The 21,302-nt window shown below is 62.7% G+C and carries 15 protein-coding genes; 9 read left to right on the forward strand and 6 right to left on the reverse strand.

The features are described 5' to 3' along the window. Positions 1 to 36: 36 nt before the first annotated feature. Positions 37 to 2,274 (reverse strand): rhodanese-like domain-containing protein, encoded by a 2,238-nt coding sequence (locus AC3FJ6_RS12795; protein WP_488772213.1) that lies wholly within the window; start codon positions 2,272 to 2,274, stop codon positions 37 to 39. Between the two features lie 211 nt (positions 2,275 to 2,485). Next, positions 2,486 to 4,264: a tannase/feruloyl esterase family alpha/beta hydrolase gene (locus AC3FJ6_RS12800; protein WP_488772215.1), complete on the reverse strand. Its 1,779-nt coding sequence runs from the start codon at positions 4,262 to 4,264 to the stop codon at positions 2,486 to 2,488. Between the two features lie 341 nt (positions 4,265 to 4,605). On the opposite strand from AC3FJ6_RS12800, the gene AC3FJ6_RS12805 reads away from it, so the two are divergent. Then, positions 4,606 to 5,118 carry a MarR family winged helix-turn-helix transcriptional regulator gene (locus tag AC3FJ6_RS12805; RefSeq protein ID WP_488772216.1) on the forward strand — a complete coding sequence of 171 codons (513 nt, stop codon included), beginning with the start codon at positions 4,606 to 4,608 and terminating at the stop codon, positions 5,116 to 5,118. A gap of 151 nt (positions 5,119 to 5,269) precedes the next feature. Here the strand turns inward: AC3FJ6_RS12805 and AC3FJ6_RS12810 are convergent, their stop codons facing one another. After that, positions 5,270 to 5,494 carry a DUF2188 domain-containing protein gene (locus AC3FJ6_RS12810; RefSeq protein ID WP_488772217.1) on the reverse strand — a complete coding sequence of 75 codons (225 nt, stop codon included), beginning with the start codon at positions 5,492 to 5,494 and terminating at the stop codon, positions 5,270 to 5,272. Positions 5,495 to 6,498: 1,004 nt separating this feature from the next. On the opposite strand from AC3FJ6_RS12810, the gene wecB reads away from it, so the two are divergent. The 8 genes from wecB (at position 6,499) to AC3FJ6_RS12850 (ending at position 15,571) form a co-directional block, all read left to right on the forward strand. Then, positions 6,499 to 7,806 (forward strand): non-hydrolyzing UDP-N-acetylglucosamine 2-epimerase, encoded by a 1,308-nt coding sequence (gene wecB, locus AC3FJ6_RS12815; RefSeq protein ID WP_488772218.1) that lies wholly within the window; start codon positions 6,499 to 6,501, stop codon positions 7,804 to 7,806. After that, complete coding sequence (locus AC3FJ6_RS12820; protein ID WP_488772219.1) at positions 7,803 to 8,147, forward strand: hypothetical protein; 345 nt, start codon at positions 7,803 to 7,805, stop codon at positions 8,145 to 8,147. The genes wecB and AC3FJ6_RS12820 overlap by 4 nt, the downstream gene beginning before the upstream one ends. Positions 8,148 to 8,312: 165 nt before the next feature. Continuing rightward, entirely contained in the window at positions 8,313 to 10,088 is a 1,776-nt protein-coding gene (locus tag AC3FJ6_RS12825; protein WP_488772381.1) for a polysaccharide deacetylase family protein, read from the forward strand. Between the two features lie 123 nt (positions 10,089 to 10,211). Beyond that, on the forward strand, positions 10,212 to 11,771 hold the full coding sequence (locus AC3FJ6_RS12830) for a glycosyltransferase family 2 protein (protein ID WP_488772220.1): 1,560 nt from the start codon (positions 10,212 to 10,214) through the stop codon (positions 11,769 to 11,771). A 32-nt stretch (positions 11,772 to 11,803) separates the two neighbouring features. After that, the gene (locus AC3FJ6_RS12835; RefSeq protein ID WP_488772221.1) at positions 11,804 to 12,871 is read left to right on the forward strand and encodes a bactofilin family protein; all 1,068 of its coding nucleotides are present in this window, start codon (positions 11,804 to 11,806) and stop codon (positions 12,869 to 12,871) included. A 15-nt stretch (positions 12,872 to 12,886) separates the two neighbouring features. Beyond that, positions 12,887 to 13,891, forward strand: coding sequence for a hypothetical protein (locus AC3FJ6_RS12840; protein ID WP_488772222.1), 1,005 nt, complete (start codon positions 12,887 to 12,889; stop codon positions 13,889 to 13,891). A 21-nt stretch (positions 13,892 to 13,912) separates the two neighbouring features. Continuing rightward, positions 13,913 to 14,761 (forward strand): YaiO family outer membrane beta-barrel protein, encoded by an 849-nt coding sequence (locus AC3FJ6_RS12845; protein WP_488772223.1) that lies wholly within the window; start codon positions 13,913 to 13,915, stop codon positions 14,759 to 14,761. A gap of 3 nt (positions 14,762 to 14,764) precedes the next feature. Further along, the gene (locus AC3FJ6_RS12850; RefSeq protein WP_488772225.1) at positions 14,765 to 15,571 is read left to right on the forward strand and encodes a hypothetical protein; all 807 of its coding nucleotides are present in this window, start codon (positions 14,765 to 14,767) and stop codon (positions 15,569 to 15,571) included. Positions 15,572 to 15,590: 19 nt separating this feature from the next. Here AC3FJ6_RS12850 and AC3FJ6_RS12855 read toward each other — a convergent pair whose 3' ends face one another. From AC3FJ6_RS12855 to AC3FJ6_RS12865, 3 genes are read right to left on the reverse strand one after another with little or no spacing between them, the layout of a single operon-like run. Further along, entirely contained in the window at positions 15,591 to 16,946 is a 1,356-nt protein-coding gene (locus AC3FJ6_RS12855; protein ID WP_488772226.1) for a TolC family outer membrane protein, read from the reverse strand. Positions 16,947 to 16,975: 29 nt separating this feature from the next. Further along, positions 16,976 to 20,029 (reverse strand): efflux RND transporter permease subunit, encoded by a 3,054-nt coding sequence (locus AC3FJ6_RS12860; RefSeq protein ID WP_488772227.1) that lies wholly within the window; start codon positions 20,027 to 20,029, stop codon positions 16,976 to 16,978. After that, complete coding sequence (locus AC3FJ6_RS12865; protein ID WP_488772228.1) at positions 20,026 to 21,123, reverse strand: efflux RND transporter periplasmic adaptor subunit; 1,098 nt, start codon at positions 21,121 to 21,123, stop codon at positions 20,026 to 20,028. Before AC3FJ6_RS12865 ends, AC3FJ6_RS12860 begins: the two co-directional genes overlap by 4 nt. Between the last annotated feature and the right edge of the window lie 179 nt (positions 21,124 to 21,302).

The raw sequence follows: 21,302 nt of genomic DNA on the forward strand, positions 1-21,302 counted from the left end.
CGCCCCCTGTCGTACCGGTTGTCGCGACCGTTCCGCTCAGCCTGCCGCCCCGGCGGCCCCGATCAACCGGAAGCCGATATCGCCCTCGCGCCCGAGCTGCTCCACCAGGTTGACCTCCCAGTCGAGATACGCCTGAAAGCCGGCATTGCGCTGGCCCACGTCGGCATGCTGATACGGGCTGAACCAGTAATCGTCGTCATCGGTCAGCACCCGCTCGGCACCCGTGCCCACCGGTAGACCCGCAGCCGCCCAGGCCTGCGTGCCGCCAGTCACGTAGCGGACATCGCGGCCCGTACGCGCGGCCAATTCCGAAGCCACCACGCGTGCGAGCACGCCATCGGAAGAGATGATCAGAATGGCGTGCTGGGCCGGAATATCGGCGATCAGCCCTTCCAGCCGGTCAGGGACGGCGAAGTAGGCTCCCGCCGCGTGACGCTTCTCGTAGGCTGACCTTCGCTCCACGTCGAACAGCCTTGCCGTGCCGGAGCCCAGCTGCTGTGCTGCCTGCTGTGATGACACCGACGCAGCGGACGGACGCGATGCCAGCACACGGACGGGCTCCGGGCCGGTCACGAGCGCCGCATCGGCGGACGGTGCGTAGACGAACACCTCATGCCCGCCAAGCTGCGCCAGCCAGGCGGCCGTCGTCAGCGCGCGCACGCCGTCGAAGTCCGCCAGCACGATGCGGGCACGACGCGTGGCCAGATACTCGTCGGTGGCCTGTACCAGTTGGCCGCCGGGCGCCCAGCGCCAGCCGGGCAGATGGCCCGATTCATACTCGCTGCGCGTGCGCACATCGAAACGGTAGAGGGTATGCGTCGGCGATGCAGCCTCCAATTGCTGCAGGCCAGCGGCATCGATCCGGCGCACCCCCGCCTGCGCTGCCACATTCTCCGCGCGGTTTCGTACCACATCGAGCGTGGCAGCCGACGGTTCCGGCAGCGGTGTCACGCGCCCGTGCGCCAGCGTCCGGCCTGACAGCAGCCAGGCCATGGTGCCGTCCTTCAGCGACGCCACCGGGTTGGGAATGCCCGCATCGATCAGCGTCTGCGCGCCCACGATGCTGCGGGTGCGGCCTGCGCAATTGACCACCACCAGCGTGCCAGGGTTCGGCGCCAGTTCGCCAATCCGGTAGACCAGTTCGGCGCCCGGCAAGCTGTGCGCGAACGGCAGGCTGAAATCTGCGAACTCTTCCGGGGTGCGGCTATCCACCACGACAATGTCTTCGCCCTTTTCAATACGGCGATGCAGTTCGTCGGCATCGATCCACGGTGTGTGTTTCTCGTGTTCGATGATCTCGCCAAAGGCCTTGCTCGGTACGTTACTGCCGGTGAACAGTTCGTTGCCGGACGCCACCCAGGCCGCCACGCCGCCCTGCAGCACCGACACATTGCCCCAGCCAAGCCGCACCAGCTTTGCCGCGGCCTGGTGCGCCAGCGCATCGGCATCGTCGCCGCTGTCGAGCAGGACGATGCGCGTATCGGGCCTCGGGACCAGCCGATGGATCAGCAGTTCCAGCCGCCACAGTGGCGCGGAAGCCGCCAGCAACGGATGGCCTTTCGCATGGACGCCTGTCTCGCGCACGTCGAGCAGCGCGATTTCCTCTCCATCCGCCAGCGCAGCCTTCAGCGTGGCGACGTCCGTTACCGGCGCCGCCAGCCGGCGCGGCGGCCCGAAGTGGCGATAGCTGCCACCTGCCTTGCTCTCGAACACCACGCGGCCCGCAAGCCGATCCAGTGCGAGGCCATAAAAATGCAAATGCAGCCCGTTCTCCTCACCAAGGAGCTCGATGGTATGCACATCGTCGGGCAACAGCGTGACCGAGGAGCCCGCCACGACATCGGATTCCCCGATGTCGACCAGCTTGTCGCGCGCCGGGTCGTCCGTCGCCTGCCGCACATAGAAGTTGTTGCGCTCCCGGCCGGTGATACCGGCAATGATCGCCCACGTGGTGTGGTCGTGCGGCGGCTGTGCCTTGCCTGGGAGGCCGGCCGAGACATACAGCGCAAACCGGCCGTCGAGATCCTCGGCCAGCCTGTATACCTGCGCGGGGTTCGTGGCCGACACCGGAAAGTGGGCGTCAGGAAATAACTCCCGCTGCTGGCCCAGCGCTTCCAGCGCCTTCGCCACCGGCTCCAGCAAGGACTTGTCAGTCACGTCGGCATTGCCGAGCAATTGGCGCGTCTCGGCGATAAACTGGGCCACCGCCCGGTGGCGGCGGCTGGCGATGTCGGTTCCTGAGGCGGCAGCGTGAAGTAACTCGGATGCGGTCATGGCGAAGGCCCAATGGGTCATGAGTCGGATGGGAACAAGCTACCGACTCTAGGGGCTACCGCTCATCCCAGGAACGAACAAACTCGCACATTGTTATGCGCGAATGGCGTATATCCGCGACGGATTCGACCGGCACTCGCGAAACAGGCAGATGGCGCCGTGGTACACGCTCAGCCCGGAGGCCGAGCGTGTACCACTGCGGCCGTTGCCGTCAGCTGCAGCGGAAGCTGGCTGCGTCGTTGATGTCGCCCGTGCCGTTGTATCGGGCCGTCTTCGGATACGGGCAGAGCGGGCGAGTCCGGTCAACGGTGCCTGTGGTCCAAGCTGCCGGAACGTCGCTGTTAGGTGCTGCGTTCGAACTGCCACGCGCCGTGGCAATGACACTCTCCGGTGCCTTGCCTTGCTCGACCCAGGTCACAAGCGGCGTCAGGATGTCAAACTGATCGGCAGTGGGACCGCCGGAGCAGTGGTTCATGCCGGCAATTGGGAAATAGCGTGCGAAATCGCCCGCGTCACCGCTGTTGGCTGCCATCAGCCGCTCATACCAGTCAGTGGTGTCATTCGAAGAAAACACCGGGTCGCTGGTGCCGTGGTACACGATCAGCTTAGCGCCGCGATTCTTCAGCACTGACAAGTTGGTCTCATCGGGTGGCGTCATGAATGACCAGGCCGATTCCGTGTACGTACCGTCGCTGGCAAAGATCTTCGGCGCGTCGGTGTCCATGCTGAAGTTCAGCGCAAACGCCTTGAGCGCGCTGGCGGTCGACGCTGGCTGCGGCGGCGTCGTGAAAACGAACGCCAAGGCCGCTGGGTCGAGCGAGACCGATGCGCTTTGCTTCCACTGGGCCCAGCCTGCGCTGCCGATACCCGCATCAAACGGGAAGCTGGCGTACAGCGCCTGGCCCGCGCTGTTGCGTGCGCCGGCGAACAAGTTGCTCAGTGCCGTCTTCTGCGAAGCGGTCAGGCAGGTTCCATCACGGGTCGTACCCGCGCAGGTCGGCACGTCGTTGCTCAGGCTGAACTGCGACTGGCATGCCTTGAGGTTCTGCACCATACCGTCTGTCGCGCCGTCCAGCGCATCGCACTTCGCCAGTACGCGACTGGAGATCAAAGCGCGCTCCGCGGCCGACAGCGCCGTGGTGATATCGGGTAGACCATCGGTGCCCGTCGTGGAAACCGTCGCCAATTGCTGCGCGCCGTAGACCTCGCCAATGGCGGCCTTCGGCAGATGGAAGCCGGGGTCGCCCGCCACGATGCCGTCGTACTCCTTGGCCATGCGTGCCGCGGCGACCATCGCATGGCGTCCGCCATTGGAGCATCCGCCAAAGTAGCTGCGATCTGGACCCTTGCCGTAGGACTGTGAGATCAACGCCTTGGCCATCGGTGTCAGTGTTGCGACGGTGTTATAGCCATAGTCCAGCCGGGCTTGTGGATCGATCCCAAACAGGGGATTCTGGCTACCGTTGTGCCCGGCATCGGAGCTGATGACGGCAAAGCCCATCGCAAGCGCGCCGGTCTGGGGCCCGCCGCCCAGTGCACCTTGCGCCTGGTTGACGCTGCCATCCAGGCCACCGTTGGCCTGGTAGTAGAACCTGCCGTTCCAGACTTTGGGCAGACGCATTTCGAAGCCCATGGCGTAGGCCTTACCATCGACAGGACTCGTGCGTGCCTTCATATTGCCCACAATCAGGCAATGCTCTGCCACGCCAGTGGCCCCTGTCTTGATCGCGCCTGCGGCAACTGTCGTGACCGCTGTAATGGACGTGTCCTGGAATGCCAGCTTGCTGGCAAGGCTTTCACACGTGGCGGACAACGTCATGCCCACCGCCGGGCCGAGCACCGGTAATCCCGATACCGGTGCCGGAGTCGAAGCGGCGGGTGGCGTCGATGCAGTGTGGGTGCCGGCGTCGTCGCTGCCACCGCATCCCGCCAAAGGGACGAGCGCGATCGCGGTGGCCAGCAAGGCGGCACCGGTAAGTGGTTGAGGCATGGTGTCTCCCGTTTAGTTTTATGTCATGGCCCAGGGGCCAGGTGCTGGCAACGACGGCTTGGCCGTCGTCGCTGTAAAGTGCTTCCACTGCTGCAAGGAGATGAGCAAGCGCCGTGCGTACGGCCGGTGCGCCCAGGACCGCGCGATCACGCGACCCGGCGGCCGGTCCGGCTAATCGCCTGCGTTCGGCTTCCATCCCTCCCTGTTCATGCTGCGCCAGCCCTACGGAAATCGTGCAATCAATATAATTTCAGGTAGCCTGATATAGCAAGTAGATTATCATTGGTGCGCGTAAACCCCTAACAAGCAACATTCACTTTGCCAAGACCCCCGGCAGGACGATGGCTACCAAGACAAAAGAGATAACGAAAACCAGGTCGGCGAGACAAGCCGCTGCGGCATCGGCGCAAACTCGTGAGCCTGCAGCGGCACCGCCATTGGCGCCCACGCGGTTGCCTTATCTGATCGGGCGCACGGACCGCATCGTCAAACGCCGTCTCACCGAAGCGTTGGCACCGCACGGCATCACGCTTCCGCTATTCACTGCCATGTCCGTGCTACAGGCGAGAGGCAGCCTTTCGAATGCGCAGCTGGCTGAGCGATCGTTTATGTCGCCGCAGTCCGCCAACGAGATCGTGAAAACGATGGAGGCAAAAGGGTGGGTGGTGCGCGAGCCCGATCCCGCGCATGGACGTATCGTGAACTTGAGCCTCACGGCAAGCGCACAAAAGCTCCTGGTCCGCTGCGACGATTCAGTGAAGAAGCTGGAAGCCGAGATGCTGGAAGGTATCGACGCGGAAAACGTCGCCCTGTTGCAGACCTTGCTGGTGACTTGCGCACGAAACTTGCGCTAGACAAAACACCTCGCCGGTGGCGTCCCGCCTGCCGTTCCTGCGGCAGATGCCACTGTTTGACGGCGGTGTCCGGCCGAATGCGAGCACTCGATCAGTAGCATCGGGGAATGCTGAACGTGCGTCGGCGCGGGCGCCGCGCGCAGCATGGCGCTTAGCCTTTGATGTTGCGCGGATCGTGGCCGAAGGAATTTCGCTCACGGATCTGGCCGTCGCGGCCGTGTATCAGCAGCTCGACCTTGTCCCGCCTTGCACGCTCAGTGCCGACCTTGATGGCTTCCTCCTGGGTTTCAAAAAGCTCCGCCGGGCCAGCCGAACCTTCGACTTCGACTGCCCAGCCATCCGCCTGTGTGGGCACGACATGAATGTCAGCGGCCATGGTGGTCTCCTGAATAGTTGGGTGACAGTCTGAATACGGCGATCCGCCGCGGGTACGCGGCGCATCGGGTCACCATTCTCTTCAGCGTAGGAGATCGTGTCGCCCCTACCCAGGGATGGGAATACCTTAACTAGAGATTAATTTCGGCATGGCGTTATACCGGGCTCGCGCTTGCCGAAAAAGTGAACCACTGAGCCGCATATTGTCATTCATCGCATATTTATCGAAGTGATACGCGACCAAAGTTGATGATTATTGAAAATCGATATCGTTTTCAATATTTATAGGGAGCCACGGAAAGACTCTTGGAATATTAGGATGCAATAGATTCCGATATCAATATTGAAACATATTTGCGCCGCTGGTTCCGTCTCAACCACATGGTTGAGAACCTCATCCAAAATAACGGCTGACGGTAAAAATAACTGCCTCGTCAGCGACACTAGTGAAGCTGCAGTATCAATTTGTGGATACGCGCGCCAAACTCAATTGCGGGCGCCTCACGTAGATTGTGCAACGGGTGCTATCGGCCAGACATATTTGCGGGAAGTGGCCAGCTTCTTCGGTACATATCCAGATCGATGTGACGCATAACCGACATACAGTCTTTATTGTCACGCCCCTGTCACATGTGGATGCCCTACCGAGCACATTAACGAGGAAAAGTGCAAGTTGGCCGTGTGGCATTTGTCAGTTTTCGAGAATCGTCTGTGGACCCCATTCGCCGCTGTTTCAAAGTTGCAACCATTCAAGGCAACGGCATACGTCGTGTGGCGGGGTGGTTTGCTGGAATCCCAAATAATCTCTGCGATCCTCGGTGGCTGGCATAACCATCGCTCTGTCTTTTATTCCAAATCGCTACCGCCGCCAAAAGCCGAACCGGGCGAGAAGAAAAGCGACATGCAGCGTGGAAAGCGGTCGCAGACGGTCCTAAAAGCAAGTCGTCGTAGGGGCGTCCCGCCTCCCCAATGGGAACGCCCGCTTTGCACTCAGGAGAGACCGGCATGGCTCAGAAAGTGCTCGCCGTTTTCGGCACGAGGCCGGAAGCCATCAAGATGGCGCCATTAATTCATCGGCTGCGGGAGGCGGCGAACATCGACTTGCGCGTGTGCGTCACAGGCCAACATCGCCAGATGCTCGACCAGGTATTGCGACTTTTCGAGATCGTTCCGGACTTCGACCTGAACATCATTAGCCAGGGCCAGACTCTGTCCGACATCACGACGCGTGTGCTGACGGGCGTGCATGCGGTATTGGACCGCTTTGTCCCTGACGCGATGCTCGTGCATGGTGACACCACCACCACGCTTGCCGCCACCCTGGCGGCGTTCTATCGCAATGTCGCGGTGGGACACGTCGAAGCGGGCCTGCGCACCGGCAATCTCAGCGCGCCGTGGCCTGAAGAAATGAATCGGCGCGTGACCGATGTGATGGCCTGTTGGCTGTTCGCACCCACGCTGCAGGCGCAGGAAACGCTGCTGCGCGAAGGCGTCGATCGCGATCGGATCAGCCTCACCGGCAACACGGGCATTGACGCCCTGCTGCAAATCAAGAAACGCCTCGATAGCGATGCCGCTATGCGCAACCGGCTGGCCGCGCAATATGGCTTCCTGGATAAATCGCGGCGGCTGATCCTGGTCACCGGCCATCGGCGCGAGAACTTCGGTACGCCGTTCGAGCGCCTGTTCGTCGCACTGCGCACGCTCGCCGATCGCAATCCCGATATCCAGATCGTTTATCCGGTGCATCTGAACCCGCGCGTGCAGGCGCCTGTCAAGGCAATCCTTAGCGGGCACCCGAACATCCACCTGATCGAGCCCCAGGAATACCTGCCGTTTGTCTTCCTGATGTCTTCCGCGCATCTGATCATCACTGACTCGGGCGGCATTCAGGAGGAGGCCCCCGCGCTGGGCAAGCCGGTGCTCGTGACGCGTGATTCCACGGAACGGCCTGAAGCGGTAGCCGCCGGCACAGCGCGGCTGGTGGGCACGGATCCGGAACGCCTGATCACCGTTACGGAGCAATTGCTTAACGATACCGAGGAATATGCGCGCATGGCACGCGCCCATAACCCATTCGGTGATGGCCGCGCCAGCGAGCGCATCGTCGTTGCGTTACAGGCGCCGCTCCAGGGCCCCGACCGGCACTGTGGCAACGCCCCGGGCCACGCAGCCCTTGGCGGCCTGAATGGCCGCGCGCCGGCCATGTACGCGGCGACATCCATGACATCGATCACATCGGCGACATCGACCACATTGGCCAATGAGTCGTCCAGGGGCCAACGGCCCGCGCCAGAAGGAGCCATTCCATGAAGCGCTCACGCATGACCCGGTTTGTTGCGTGGGGGACAGCAGTGCTATTTGCCAGTTCCCCGGTCTCGATGCCCGCCCACGCCGCACTGACTGAAGAGGCCGCCGCGGTGGCGGCACAGCCGCCGCTATATCTGCCGGCAAGTCCGGCGGACCCCGGCGGATTGAAGGGGTATGACCATAGCGTACAGACCGACTTTGTCTATGAAGCCGATGCCGTTGGCACGAACAAGGAAAAGAAGGACAAGATCAAGGCGAAAATGCCCAAAAAGCTCAAGGCCGGGCCAAAGGTGAAGGCAGGCACCTACACACTGGCGCCGGCTCCCGAAGCGGAGCCGGATTGAGGTGCGATCCGGCACCGAACATTCTGCATCATGCCTGGCGGCGGGCTGGCGCTTTTCGCATCTCCGCCAAGGCGAGGCACATTGACATCGCGCTGGGAGAAGATCGTGCTTAACAACTCTCACTCATTCATGCTGAGATGCGGCCGCCTGGTGCTGCAGGCAGTCATGGCGCTGCTTGCCCTCGGCGTGCTCGTGCCGGCAATCACGCATGCGGCCACCAATCAGATTGCGCTGCTGGTGCCAGATGGCTTTGCGCTGCCGGACGCGCGCGTCTCCTCGTGGCTCGATGCCGCCCAGGAAGAAGGCCTGAAGATCACGGTCATCAATGACAGCCAGTTCCAGCAGGGCACGACGCCGGCGCAGTTCTCCGGCGTCATCCTGCCGGACCAGGTACACGCGAACGCGAGCGATGCGCTGATCTCGTCGCTCGAGACGTACGCAAATCAGGGCGGACAGCTGATGCTCGTCTACGACTTCGGCGCGCTGACCACCACAGGATTCTATGCACCGCAGAAAAGCCGTCTGAGCAACCTGGCTGGCGTCGACTACGTGCTCTATGACCAGCTGCTCGGCAATATGATCGGCGTAGGACCGGTCACGGGCCTGGGCACTACCCTCAGGACCTTGCAAGTGCCACCCGGCAAGTCGATGGTATGGGACGCCACCGCCACCAATCCCGTGGAAGGTATCTCTGGCTACGTCTACGGCTTCCTGATTTACCCGAGCTTCGTGACCCAAGGCACCTACAGTGGGTCCGCTCTGCTGACGTCCCCCAATTTCGGGCTCGTCGCGGGGCTGCGCAATTTCGGAAACGGGCGCGTGTTGTTCGTGAACATGCCGCTGTCTTACTTGAAGGGCCAAACCGACGGCATGTTGATGCACGGAATGCTGCGCTACTTCGGCACCAACATGATGAAGATGCCGCGACTGTCCGCGCAACCCAAGGCGCTGGGCGGATTGGTACTGAACTGGCACTTCTGTGCCGGTGACCAGATTGCGCCGGCAAACCAGCTCAAGGGCTGGGGCATCTTCCAGAGGGGAACCTTCTCGATGTCCATCACGGCCGGGCCAGACCAGATCAATGTGGGAGACGGCAAGGGCATCAACCTGTCGCAGAACACCACCGCCCAACAACTGGTGGCATACCTGCTGAGCCAGGGCCACAACATCGGTAGCCACGGCGGATGGATTCACGATTTTTGGGGCGCGAACGCCAGCGAGACGAATCAATCGACCTTTGAGCAGTACCTTGTGCTGAACAAGCAAAGCGTGGAGGGCGTGACGGGTCGCCCGGCAGTCGAATACGCGGCGCCGGAGGGCAACACGCCGCAATGGTCGGTCAACTGGCTCGAAGCCAACGGCAACAGCGCCTATTACTTCCTGGGGCACACCGGTATGGCGCCAACCCGGAGCTACCGCAACGGCGCCCTGACCAACGAAACGATCCGCGCGTTCCCTGTCATGCCGTTCGGGCAGTACGCGACCTTCGAGGAGTTCGAAGAGTTCAACGTTCCGGCTGCCAGCATTACGGCCTGGTACAAGCAGCTTATCGATTTTGTGGCGAAGAACCGCACCAGCCGGCTGATCTACATGCATCCGCTGGGAGCCGTCGACTACCAGTCGGTGCTCAACAGCCTTTTCAACAAGGCGGCGACTGTCAAGGCGAGCGGGCAGTTCAACTGGTTCACGATGGACACGCTGGCGAAGTTCGGCCAACGGCGCCAGCAAGTCAGCTGGCAGGCGACTGACGGCGGGAATTCCTGGACCTTTCAGGCTACCCACCCCAGCGACCTGACCGACATGGCATGGGTACTGCCAAAGTCGGCTTACAACCAGCCGGTTGTGACACAGGGACTCGGGCTCGTGACCTGGGATGGCACCAACTGGATCGTGACGGCACTAGGAGGCACCACGCTGGCCTTTGTCAGCAGCAAGCGGTAAAGGACAAGCGCCCGTCCTCGCGCGCTCGCAATGGAAGCGGGGACGCGGCGCTGCAGAAGAACAGCACTACATGGGCCTTCGAGCATGCACCCTGGATATCGCCTGTTTTTGTCGATTGGCGTGATGCTGGTCATCACCGTTCCCATCCCCGGGGCGTTCGCAGCCGCCCCCAACAGCTACATCACAACGTTATCCATCCCCCCGGGCACTGCCGAGGGCGGCGTCCAGGGTGTCAGCGATTCGCCTGCGCAACCTGCCGCCCGGGCCGCGTCAGCAGACGCCGCGCTGAATGTCGCAGTGGTGCTGCCGGACACGCTCGACAACGATGACATGAACGGCTCGACCAAACGCACGTGGTCAAGCCCGCTGCCAAAAAGCCCCGCGCGCGAGGCCTCCGCAACAGCTGAAAAGCCGCGCGCGCAGGCGATTGTGCCACCGCTGACGGTGCTGCTGATGGCGGTCATTGCCTTGGTGCTGTTCTACGCCGTAAGACACTACCTCTTCACCCTGAACCGGCTCTTCGGCTTTCAGCGACACCCGTACCTCGACATCGATATTGCGCAGTGGCCTACGTTGACCGTCATGGTCGCCGCGCACAATGAAGAGGCCGTGATAGCCGGTTCGCTGGCCTGCCTGCTGCATGCGGACTATCCCGCCGACAGGCTCGTCATCATGCCGGTCAACGATCGGTCCACCGATGGCACGCGCGAGATCATCGATGATCTGGTGGCGAAGCACCCCGGGCGCATCACACCGTTTCACCGCGCCGCCGGAAAGCCGGGCAAGGCTGCCGCGCTCAAGGATGCCAGCGAGGCGGTGACGAGCGACATCGTCGTGGTCTTCGATGCAGACTATCTGCCGCCGGTAGGGCTGCTAAAGCAGCTGGTGGCCCCTTTCTTCGATCCAGAGGTGGGTGCCACCATGGGCCGCGTGGTGCCGTTGAATGTGGGCGTGAACCTGCTGACGCGCCTGCTCGATCTGGAACGCTCGGGTGGCTATCAGGTCGACCAGCAAGCCCGCATGAACCTGCAGTTGGTCCCCCAGTACGGCGGCACCGTGGGCGGCGTGAGGATGCGGGCATTGCGCGCTGTCGGTGGCTGGCATGACGATGTACTCGCGGAAGACACCGACATCACCTATCGTCTGCTGCTGGCCAACTGGAAGACGGTCTACCAGAACTGGTCGGAATGTTATGAGGAGGTGCCGGAGACCTGGCCGGTCCGCGTGCGGCAAATCCGGCGCTGGACCAAGGGCCACAATCAAGCGCTGTACCGCCACGGCGTCAGGATGGCGGCTTGCCGGCATCACGGCCTGTTCGAGAAGATCGATGGCGTGGCGCTGCTTGGCATCTACATGATGGCGCCGATCATGCTGTTTGGCTGGCTGCTGGCGATCCTGTTGTTCTATGCCGGCGGCTTGCCACTATTCGGCGAGGCGTTGATCCTCTTCGCGCTGATGTCCTATGGCACCTTGGGCAATTTTGCAGCGTTTTTCGAGATCGCCGCCGCGGTGCATCTGGACGGCACCCGCGAACGCATCCGGCTGTTGCCTCTGAACTATTTCGGCTTCCTCGTCAGCATGCTCGCCGTGTCGCGAGCGATTCTGGGTCAAATCGTCTTCGATCAGCTGTTACGTCGGGAACTGCGCTGGGACAAGACGTCCCGTTATCGCCCGAGGAACTGACTATGTGGCCTCTGTTGCTCGGTACGCTCACCATGCTCGTGTTCGCCCTGCCGCTCGTCCCGGCGGCGCTGGAATGGCGGCGGGCGCGTGACGTCCGGCCGCTGATGATCGACGGGGAACACACCCTCGATGTGACGAAAGTGGCAGCGAATTTTCGCGCTCTGGTGGCGCGGCATGAGGCGGGTGACCGGCTGCACAAGCTCACGCGCACGGCAATGGCGCTACGGCCGGTCGTTCACGTCACCGGTAGTTTCGTTCCGGCACGGGCGGAGACGAATCTGGGCGTCTGCACGCGCACTGTCGTGACTGGCGGAACGCTGACGCTGCCTGACGGTTTCACCTTCTCGCGCGATATCTATGGGCGACGCGGCATTCATACAGGCCGGGAGAACCATCTCCAGGTTCTGCTTTCCGAGGGCGAGGTCGTGATACGCGATGGCAGCGAACTGCAGCGCTGGGCCCATGCGCGCAACATCCACGTCGAGCCGAACTGCCGGCTGCGCGGACCTTTGTCGGCGCACTATGCAATCCGCCTGGAAGAAGCCTGTGAGTTCACGTCAGTGAGCGCGGCGGTGGTCAGCTTCGGGCAGCGGCGTGCCGGGACGCCGCCCGATATCGACGATGCGACTGACGATGCCCGTGCCCGGGCGGCGCCCCCCCTGGAGGCCATTCCCGATGCTGATGACGCGGAGCATGCGGATGGTCGCTGGCTGGTACCCCATGCCCTGACGCTTTCTGCCAACACTGTGCATCGTGGTGACCTGATCGTACACGGCGAGCTTTGGATCGGTGCCGGCTCCTGCATCATGGGCAGCGTGAAATCAACCGGTGGCATCTGGCTGGGACCGGGCGTACGCATCCATGGCGCGCTAATCGCTGCCGGTGCGATCTTGTTGGAGCGCGAGTGTGTCATCGCCGGGCCGTTGGTCTCGGAGCAGGAAATCGATGTGGGCAGGCGCTGTGTGATTGGCGCCGCCGGCCGGCGCACGACCGTCGTCGCGCCGTTGTTGCACATGCACGCGGGCTCGGTGGTCTATGGCGCGGCATCTGCGTTGGAGGAAGGCCGCGTCGTGCCAGAAGCCTCGGCTGGCGACGCGTGAACGACTGCAAAAACCATGAAAACATTGATGGCTTTCATGTTGTTGATCGCCACGCTGGCGCATGCGCCAGCGGATGCGGGTGAACTCTCGCTCCAGGGGTACCAGCGTCCCGATGGCGCTATTACCACCTACTTTGGCGGCGACTCGATCGATCCCTATTTCGCGGCCAAGGCGCTGCTCGCCGCACAGGACGCCGGGGGGGCGATGTCGGCTGCGGCCAAACGCTGGATCGCCTGGCAGTTGCCGCGCCAGCACGCTGACGGCCGCTTCGACCGCTACTGCCTGAAGGCCGAGCGTTTTGTCGCGTGCCAGCCAGCCGATGCGGACGATGCCCTGATGGCAGTCTGGATGGAACTACTGGTCCGTCAAGCGCCATCCGAAGGCATGCCGCCAGCGTGGCAGGCCAGCTTCGACAAGGCTAGCGCGCATATCGACACCCTGCGGGATGCGCAGTCCGGGGTGTACTACATTTCCTCCAGCCTGCATGTCGCCTTGCTGATGGACAACGCGGAGATCTCCAGCGCCTTCAAGGCGACCAGCGCCTATCGGCGGCGCCTGGGTGACGCCGCGGGCGCCACGGAGTGGATGCGCAAGGCCGAGCAACTCGACAAGGACATCCTGCGTGTGTTCTGGCGGCCTGGGCAGGGTTATCTGGTAAGCACCCAGCCACGCGAACAGTATGAGTTTTATCCGGACGCTGTCGCACAGATCTTTCCTATTCTGTCTGATATTCGTCCGCCTAATCGACCGGATGCCTTGACGTATCGCCTCTGGATGAAAGAGCACCGGATGACCTGGCTGCAGATGTCCGAGGCGGATTTCCCCTGGGGGCTGGTGGCACTGGTCGCCGACAAGATGGAAGACAAGGAAGCGATTTCGTGCTGGCGCATCCGTTCCATCCAGTTCCGTCATGGCAAACACTGGAATGTTCTGGAAGAGGCGTTGTACCTGGCGTTCGTGGCGCGCTTGACCCCCGAACAGGCGCTGGCACCGCCTCCGGCCGGGTTGCGCTGTCGTTGAGGCAAGATCGAAAGGATACGCATGGCAAAGCTCTCGCATACCCGAATCCGGTTCTACGGCAGGCTTGTCCTGTCATGCCTGCTGGGCATGGCGATGCTGGTCGCCACCACGGAATCGCGCGCCCAGGCGGAAGCCAGCCCGCCCCGAACCTTCGTGCCGTTACTCACGGGATTCATAGAAGGCGGACTAGGCCATGCCAACCTGACCAACAATAATTCGAGCTGGAACGACCAGTACGTGCGCGGCGGCGTCCACCTGACGCCGAAGGACTATGTGACCGGCGAAATCAGTCACCAGAACCATTTCGGCGACGCAGGCACGTTCTTCGGACTGGGCTATACGCGAATTTTCGATGACGACTGGTACGGCTTTCTAAGCGCCGGCACCAGCGCGGGCGGCTTCTTCCTGCCCCAGGTCCGCGTCGATGGCATGCTGTTCCGCAAACTGCTGGAAAAAAAGAACCTGGTCGCCAGTGCAGGCTTCACCTACTACCGCGCCAAGGAGGTCTATAACGACAAGACCTTGCTTCTCGGGCTGACCTACTACTTCGACGCCCCGTGGATCATCCAGCTCGGGGGGCGGCTGAACCGAAGCGACCCCGGCAACGTCCGTTCCAACCGGGGATCGATCGCTGTCACCTATGGCCGCGACAAGGACCAGTACATCACCTTGCGATACGACGGCGGGACCGAGGCCTACCAGATCACCGGCGCGCAGCAACTGCTCAGCGATTTCACCAGCCATGAAGTCTCCCTGAACTGGCGCAAATGGATCACCAAACGCTACGGCATCAACTTGCGCGCGGTCTATTACGAAAATCCGTCCTACAAACGCAAACAAGCAGAGATAGGTGTTTTCGCGGAGTTCTAGACCATGGCCCATCCTGCTGGACACACTCCCGCCACCCGCGATGCAAGCGACGCACTTGGCCTGACGATCCTGAGCCTGGCCAGGCATCGGTCACTGGACCGGCTAAGTCTGTCGGCGTGGACGATGGCCGGCATTTTCCTATTGCCGGTGCTGTTCAATTCTGCCGAGTGGCTGCTGCGCGCCAAAATCAGCGTGATATGGACCGCAGTGCTCGCGTTCTGGATCGACAAGCTTGGCATGGACGGCGTCGTGATCGAACGCTTGACACGGGTGGCCTGGTTCGACTTCGACTTGCCCTATCTGAATGTCACGGCGACACCGCCCGACGTGGCCATGTGGTCCGCAAACTTGCTGGCCACGCTCATCGTGTGCATATTCGCGCTTCGCATGCATGACCGGTTCCTGCCGCTACGCTACTTCCTTCTGTTCGCCGTCTTCATTCAATGCACGGCGCTGCTGTTCTTCGCAGTGGCACCGACGGATTTCCCCTACTCGGTCAGCGAATATGCCAACAACATGCTGAAGACCTCTGCCAGCTTCCTGTTCCTGCTGCCATGGGGGCATGCGCTCGTCTACTACATCTTCGACTTTTCCTGGCCGAAGAAGATATTCCTGACGCTGCTTACGCTTGTGTTTGTCATCGTGGCTGTGCCTATGCAGCTGGCACTGCATGTCTATGTGATGAAAACCGGGTCGCTGCTAATGATGCCGCTATTGTCGTTCGTGTTCGGGCCGACGATGATCGTACTTGGATGCATGGCGTTGTATGGATGGGCAATGAGCTGGGATCGGGAGACGCCCCGGGCATAGACGGGGCGTGGAGGCCCTGTCACGAAGCGAGCCAGCCGTTGAGCGAACGCAGGGTATCCTCGCTCAATTCTCCCGTCGCGGCGGCAAGGCGGAGGCGACCCAGCAGGTAGTCCAGCCGAGCCTGCACCACGTCCAGCTCCGCGGCGAACACGCGCTGCTGCGCGTCGAGCACGTCGGGTTCGGTGCGTGTGCCGACGTCCCGGCCAAGGATCGTCGCCGCCAGCGCACTACGCGCCGACGTCAACGACTGCTCGAGGGCGGCGATACGCGACACGCCAGTCTTCACCGACAGGAACCCGTCCTGTACGTTCAGGCGCACATCGCGCCGGGCCGCGGCAAGCTCCTGTTCCGCCTGGCTCCTCTTTGCAACGGACTCCCGCTCGCGCGAGTCCAGACTCCCACCCGCGTACAGCGGAATGTTGACCTGCAACCCCACGGTCGCGGAACGCGTATTGGCAGCAACCCAGGGCGCCAGATTACCGGTCTGCCCTTGCGTGTTGTAGCCCGCCACGAGCGAGACGGTCGGGCGGCTGGCAAGCCGGTACTTGTCGATCTCCGCGCCGGCAATGTCAAGTTCCGACTGCCGGGTCTTGACCAGGAAGCTCTGTTCCTCCCCCTTGGCCTGCCACGCCGCAAGATTGTCCGGCTCCGGCGGCCTGGGCGCAAACCGGGCGGCAAGCCCGCTCAGTTGATCGGGCGACGTGCCAACGATCTCCTGGAAGCGCGTGCGACGCTGCTCCAGTGCAGATTGCGCCGTCACTTCGCGGCTCTCCACACCGTCCAGGCGCGCCTGGGCTTCATGCAGATCGGTGATCTTGCCCTGCCCGATGTCGAAGCGCGCCTTGGCGCGATCGCGCTGCTGCCGCAAGGCGGCCTTCTCGGCCTGTACCACGCGCAGCGTCTCCTCGCCCAGGACGACGCCGAAGTACGCTTCTGCTACCCGCAGGGCAAGATCCTGGCGCGACTGGCCGAACTGTGTTTGCGCCAGGTTCGTCTGCTCCCGCAATTGCTTCTTCGTCGCCACCGCACCCCGGTCGTAGATCGGCTGCACCAGCACCACGCCGGCCTGCCGCACAGTGCCCGACGTATTGGACGGGATCAGCGACGCCCCATCGTCAGTGGCCGAAGAATGGACGACAGTACGGCCCACGCCACCTTGCAGCCTCAGGCTGGGCAGCAGCAGGGCCCTGCCCTGCACGGCCTTCTCTTGCCCCGCCGTGAGCGCATCGTTCGCGGCAAGGGTCGACGGATCATGCGCCAATGCCTGCTCGTAGGCGCCCACGAGGTCGATCGCGCCCGACTCACCGGCGCTCAGGAACAGCATGCAGCCCAGCGCCACCTGCCCGGCCCGCAGGGCCATATTGAATCGCTTCATCACAATCACTCTCAACGTCAGATTCGCGATCAGACGGTCGCGGGGCGCTTTGCCCGGTACCACGTCGCGTACAGGGCAGGCAGGAACACGAGCGTCAGCACCGTGGCCACGGCGAGGCCGCCCATGATTGCCCACGCCATGGGGCCCCAGAACACCGAATGGGTCAGCGGCACCATCGCCAGGATGGCCGCCAGTGCCGTCAGCACGATCGGACGCAACCGCCGCACCGCCGACTCGACGATGGCCGTCCACAACGGCACGCCTGCGCGCACGTCCTCGTCGATCTGCACGACCAGGATCACCGAGTTGCGGATGATCATGCCGGCCAGCGCGATGACACCGAGCATTGCAACGAAGCCGAACGGAATCCGGAAGGTGGCCAGCACCACGCTCACACCGATCAGGCCGAGCGGCGCGGTCATCAGGACAATTGCCATCTTCTTCATGTCCTGCAGTTGGATCATCAGCAGCACCAGCACGGCGATGATGGTCCACGGCATCACCGCAAACACTGAACGCTGGGCTTTCGCGCTCGATTCCGATGCACCGCCGATGTCGATGCCATAGCCGAGCGGCAGGTCCTTCTGGAGCGCCTCGATCCGGGGCAGCAGCGCGCCGGTGACGTCGGGTGCCTGCGCGCCCGCGATGTCAGCACGGACCGTCATCGTCGGCACGCGATTGCGTCGCCACAGTTCCCCATCTTCACTGGCAAGGGTCAGACGGGCCACCTGCGATACCGGCACGAACTTCCCGTCGCGAACATAGATCCTGGCGTCCTTCAGGTTGTTCAGGTCCGTACGCTCGGCCGCAATGAGGCGCGACACGATGTCGATACCCTGGTCTTCTTCCCGGAACTGTGTGATCGGCGTACCGGAAATCGACGCCTCGAGTGCCTGCTTGATCTGGGCGGACGTAATGCCAAGTGCACGCGCCTTGTCCTGATCGACGTCTACCTGGACGCGCTTGATGCGCTCGCTCCAGTCCTGGTTCACCTGACGCACATGCGGCTCCTCGCGCATGATCGCTGCTACCTTGTCGCCGATAGTCCGGACCTTGTCGTTGTCCTGGCCATAGACCCGGAATTGCACTGGATAACCAACGGGCGGACCATTCTCCAGGCGGTTGACCCGCCCACGTACGTTTGGAAACTTCTCCGCGAACAACTTCTCGAGCTTTTCCTTCGCGCGCTCACGCGCCTCGCCGCCCTTGGTCATCACCATCATTTCGCCAAGGTTCAGGTTCGGGGTCTGCGCATCGAGCGGCAGGTAGAAGCGCGGCGCGCCATTGCCCACGAAGCTCGTCACCGCGGCAATGTCCGGATCGCCCTTGAGCATCGCTTCGAGCTTCTGCACCTCGCGCTGGCTCGCTTCGAACGTCGAAGCCTCCGGCATCCACATGTCCACGATCAGCTCGGCACGGTCCGACGCCGGAAAGAACTGCTGGGGCACTGCCTTGAACAACATGAGCGCGCCGACGAACGCCGCAAGCGTGATGCCGAGCACCCAGACGCGTTGCCGCAAGCAGAAATCCATGAAGCGGCGGAATTTGACATAGAAGCCGCGCTGGTAGACCGCTTCCTCGTCATGCGAAGCGTGCGCATGCTCCTTCAACAGCTTGAAACCGATATACGGGGTAAACAGCACGGCCACCAGCCAGGACAACAGCAGCGAGATTCCGACCACCTGAAACAGCGAATACACATACTCGCCGGTGCCGGACTTTGCAAAGCCGACCGGAAGGAAGCCCGCCGCCGTGATCAGCGTGCCGGTGAGCATCGGGAACGCAGTGGCCGTGTAGGCGTAGGTGGCCGCGCGGAACTTGTCCCAGCCCTGCTCAAGCTTCAGCGCCATCATTTCGACGGCAATGATGGCGTCGTCCACCAGCAGACCCAGCGCGATAATCAGCGCACCGAGCGAGATGCGTTGCAGGTCGATCCCCATCACGTACATGGCCAGGAACGTCATGGCCAGCACGAGCGGTATGCTCAGCGCAACCACCAGCCCGGTCCGCAGGCCCAGCGACAGGAAACTCACGACGAGCACGATGACCACTGCCTCCGCGAGGCTCTTCTTGAATTCGAAGACGGAATGCTCGACGATGCGTGGCTGGTCACTGACTGCATGAATCTGCACGCCGACAGGCAGGGTGGCCTCGATACGCTTGACCGTTTCATCGAGCTTCACGCCAAGTCGGATCACGTCACCGCCCTTGCGCATGCTCACGGCAAGGCCGATGGCCTCGTTGCCGTTGAAGCGCATCCGCGAAGTGGCCGGCTCGACAAAACCGCGACGGACATCGGCGATATCACCCAGCCGGAAAGTGCGCTGGCCGGCACGGATGCCGATGGCGCGAATGCCCTCTACAGAATCGAACTCGCCGCTCACATCCAGCCGCACCCGTTCGGCACCGGTTTGCACCGTACCGCCCGACGACACTACATTGGTCTGCGCGAGTGTCTGGGCAATCAGGGCCGGATCGATCCCCAGAGACGCAAGCTTGGCAGTAGAAACTTCCACATAGATCTTCTGCTCCTGCTTGCCCACGAGATCGACCTTGTTGACATCGTCAACACGAAGGAACTCGTTGCGCGCCGCATCGGCGATCCGCCTCAGGTCGTCGTAGCTGAATCCGTCGCCAGTGATGGCATACAGATTGCCGAACGTGTCTCCGAACTCGTCATTGAAGAACGGCCCTTGCGTGCCCTGCGGCAGGGTATGGTGGATGTCACCCAGCTTCTTGCGAACCTGATACCACACATCCGGCACGGCGGATCGCGGAACGTCTTCGCGCAGGTTGACCTTGATCTGCGCCTCACCCGGCTTGACGTAGGTGGACGTATAGTCGATCTCCGCGACCTCCTGCAACTTGCGCTCGAGCTTGTCGGCCACCTGGTCGGCCATCTGCTGCGCGGAGCCTCCCGGCCAGTAGGCCTGCACCACCATGGTCTTGATCGTAAACTCGGGGTCTTCCTTCTGGCCGAGGCTGCCGTATGCCAGCACGCCGGCCACGGACAACAGCAACAGCAGGAACGCGATCATCTGCGGGTGTTTAAGCGCCCATTCGGACAGATTGACACCTTTCACTTCGAACCTCCCGCCTGGGCGACGGTCGTCGCCTCCGCCACCTTCACCTGCTGGCCGGGCTGCAGCATGTGCACGCCGGCGGTCACTACCGTCTCGCCACCCCCCAGGCCCGCCGCCACAATGACGCTGTCGTTCTGAGCCGCACCGAGCTTCACTTCACGGGACATCACGCGCGACGTCTTGAGGTCCACCACCCACACGTGCCGGCTGCGCTCGTGATCGACGATGGCGGTCAGCGGCACGCGAACCGCGCCACTGCCGTCCACGTCGGGAACCATGACGGATGCGGTCATGCCCAGCCGCAGGAGGCTGGGGTCGGCGTCCGCTTCCTGGATAGAAATGCGCGCCGAGTAAGTGCGCGTGACACTGTCAGCGTCCGGCGCCAGCTCGCGAAGCTTGCCGCTCCAGGACTTTTCAGGATGCGCCCACACCGTGATCGCGAGCTTCTGGGCCTTGCGTAGTTCGTCGACGCGAGACTCGGGAATGCTGATCGACACTTCGCGCTCGCCGTCGGCCGCAACGGTGACGATCGACTGGCCGGCCGACACGACCTGGCCGGCTTCCGCGTTGATGGCGCTGACCACCCCGTCGCGGTCAGCCACGAGCGTCGTGAATCCGCGCATGTTGGCGTTCAATTGCTGGCGCGCCTGCGCCGAGCGAAGCTGGGCTTCCGCCTGGCTCAACGCCAGGCGCTGCTGGTCCAGTTCGGCCTGCGAAGCAAAGTTCTGTGCCAGCAGTTGTTCGGTGCGCTTTACGTCCACCCGGGCCTGGGCTACCCGGCTTCTCGCAGCGTCCGCATCCGCGCCGGCTGCGGCAACCTGCAAGGCTTCCTGGGTGGGATCGAGCTGCAGCAACGGCTGCCCGCGCTTGACATGGCTGCCCACTTCCACCATCCGGGCAACGATCTTGCCCGCCGTCCGGAAGCCCAACTGGCTTTCGTAACGCGCACGGATTTCTCCCGAATAGTTGGCGCCGATGGTGCCGCTGCTACGCCCGACGACCACGGTCCGCACCGGCCGCACGTCCGACTGTTCGGACGCAGGTTTCTCTGTGCACGCCGCCAGCAGGCTCGCCGCCGCGATGATGGTGAGCATTGCTGCTCGATGCTTCCTGTTCAATTTCTACGCTCCAGTAGGTCCGTCACTCGCCTGCGAGTCATCAGCGTTTTGCGCCACCGAGCCGATACAACGGACTCGTTCGGGGCGTCAGTGTCAGCAGGCCTGGGCATCCGCCCTTCCCAAGAGCCCGAAATATACATCATAATGACGCCGTA

It is taken from the genome of Cupriavidus sp. 94F1, assembly GCF_057798875.1.

Coding starts and splice junctions, on each gene's coding strand:
- AC3FJ6_RS12855 (WP_488772226.1), bottom strand. CDS start 16,946: ATGAAGCGATTCAATATGGCCCTGCGGGCCGGGCAGGTGGCGCTGGGC.
- AC3FJ6_RS12805 (WP_488772216.1), top strand. CDS start 4,606: ATGGCTACCAAGACAAAAGAGATAACGAAAACCAGGTCGGCGAGACAA.
- AC3FJ6_RS12865 (WP_488772228.1), bottom strand. CDS start 21,123: ATGCTCACCATCATCGCGGCGGCGAGCCTGCTGGCGGCGTGCACAGAG.
- AC3FJ6_RS12835 (WP_488772221.1), top strand. CDS start 11,804: ATGCTCGTGTTCGCCCTGCCGCTCGTCCCGGCGGCGCTGGAATGGCGG.
- AC3FJ6_RS12830 (WP_488772220.1), top strand. CDS start 10,212: ATGCTGGTCATCACCGTTCCCATCCCCGGGGCGTTCGCAGCCGCCCCC.
- AC3FJ6_RS12800 (WP_488772215.1), bottom strand. CDS start 4,264: ATGCCTCAACCACTTACCGGTGCCGCCTTGCTGGCCACCGCGATCGCG.
- AC3FJ6_RS12850 (WP_488772225.1), top strand. CDS start 14,765: ATGGCCCATCCTGCTGGACACACTCCCGCCACCCGCGATGCAAGCGAC.
- AC3FJ6_RS12820 (WP_488772219.1), top strand. CDS start 7,803: ATGAAGCGCTCACGCATGACCCGGTTTGTTGCGTGGGGGACAGCAGTG.
- AC3FJ6_RS12840 (WP_488772222.1), top strand. CDS start 12,887: ATGAAAACATTGATGGCTTTCATGTTGTTGATCGCCACGCTGGCGCAT.
- AC3FJ6_RS12795 (WP_488772213.1), bottom strand. CDS start 2,274: ATGACCGCATCCGAGTTACTTCACGCTGCCGCCTCAGGAACCGACATC.
- AC3FJ6_RS12810 (WP_488772217.1), bottom strand. CDS start 5,494: ATGGCCGCTGACATTCATGTCGTGCCCACACAGGCGGATGGCTGGGCA.
- AC3FJ6_RS12825 (WP_488772381.1), top strand. CDS start 8,313: ATGGCGCTGCTTGCCCTCGGCGTGCTCGTGCCGGCAATCACGCATGCG.
- wecB (WP_488772218.1), top strand. CDS start 6,499: ATGGCTCAGAAAGTGCTCGCCGTTTTCGGCACGAGGCCGGAAGCCATC.
- AC3FJ6_RS12845 (WP_488772223.1), top strand. CDS start 13,913: ATGGCAAAGCTCTCGCATACCCGAATCCGGTTCTACGGCAGGCTTGTC.